This is a genomic window from Bradyrhizobium sp. P2_E8 (assembly GCF_056403875.1).
The window spans coordinates 1-1383 of the sequence record NZ_JBFUES010001430.1 but is presented as its reverse complement, the minus strand read 5'-3'; the positions used below and the strand labels follow the sequence as shown (position 1 = coordinate 1383).

Here is a 1383-nt window from a genome sequence, read left to right as displayed (position 1 = left end):
CCAATGACCGCTCCTTTCGATCTGGACCGGTTCGTTCAGGCCCAAAACCCGGTCTATCCCACCGTCACCGGCGAGCTGTCCCGGGGCCGCAAGCAGAGCCACTGGATGTGGTTCGTTTTCCCGCAGGTTGCCGGCCTCGGTTTCAGCGCCATGGCGCAGCGCTACGCCATCGGCTCGCGCGCGGAGGCCGAAGCCTACCTCGCCCACCCCGTCCTTGGCCCGCGCCTGATCGAGTGCACCAGGCTCGTGCTCGCCGTTCAGGGACGGACCATCAACGCGATCCTCGGCGCGCCTGATGACGCCAAATTCCGCTCCTCGATGACGCTGTTCGGCGCGGTGTCGGACGATCCCATTTTCGGCGAGGCGCTCGCCCAGTACTTCGCAGGCGAGCGCGACGGTGCGACGCTGGAGATCCTCGCTGCGCTGGATCGAAAGGCCTAGGGACCCAGCCTGCTCGCCGGCAGCGATCAGCGTAAACCCGGGATTAACACCGGCTGCCTATCTTCCGTGCAAAATTATTCTCCCGCGCCAATTGCCGGACAGATCATGAAAATCGGAACGCTCCTGACCACCGCCATCGTCTCGCTCTCGACCGTGGGCGGCGGCCTCGCCGTCTACGTCGCCGTGACGAAATACCAGACGATGGAGCGGATCACCGAGGCACAGGGGCGGCTCGCGATTGTCCGCGCTGCCAGCGACATCCCGCGCTATCTCAACCCCGAGCGCGGCTTTTCGACCAACATCCTCTATGGGCCGGCGAGCATCGACCCTGCGCTGCTCGCCGAGCAGGACAAGCTGCGCAAGCAGACCGACGGCGCGCGCGACAGGATGAATGCGCTGCGCAAGGAGTTGCCCGGCCCGTTCGACGACGGCGCCACCACCGGCAACAACATCGACGGCATCAATTCGAAATTCACCGCGCTGCGCGAAGCCATCGACAAGGCGCTCGCCGGACCGGCGGAGGCGCGCAAGGACGCCGCCAAGAAGATCGTCGCCGACAACGCCGTGCTCAACGGCGCCGTGACCGCGCTGCTCAACGAGCAGGTCCGCCGCATGGCGATCCTCAACGGCGACGCCTACCGGCAGGCCAGCTACGCCAATATCGCGATGACGCTGCGCGACGTTGGCGGCTTCAACTCCAGCCTGCACAAGAACCTCGTCGGAGGCAAGAAACCGGCGACGGACGCGGAGAAGGCCGAGATCAGCCGCTCGCAGGGCCGCAACGACCAGATCGTGATGGCGCTGCTGGAATTGCGCGGCAATCCGGCAACTCCGGCGAACGTCGCCGCTGCGCTGGAGAAGTTCAACTCGGTCTATATCGAGGAGTTCGGCCGCGAGCTCAAGCTGGTCAAGGACGGTGCGGTCAGCGGCAAGTACGAACAC

Annotated in this window: 1 protein-coding gene and 1 pseudogene; both read left to right on the top strand. The window is 65.5% G+C overall.

Features of this window, described 5'->3' with window-relative positions; genetic code table 11:
- The first annotated feature begins 3 nt into the window (after positions 1–3).
- Complete coding sequence (locus AC1D00_RS41140; RefSeq protein WP_477014647.1) at positions 4–441, top strand: DUF1810 domain-containing protein; 438 nt, start codon at positions 4–6, stop codon at positions 439–441.
- Between the two features lie 105 nt (positions 442–546).
- Positions 547–1383, top strand: a pseudogene (locus AC1D00_RS41135) (methyl-accepting chemotaxis protein); the annotation flags it as partial.

Bases quoted from the DNA above. Each gene is read 5' to 3' on its own strand.
- AC1D00_RS41140 (WP_477014647.1), top strand. From the start codon at position 4: ATGACCGCTCCTTTCGATCTGGACCGGTTCGTTCAGGCCCAAAACCCG.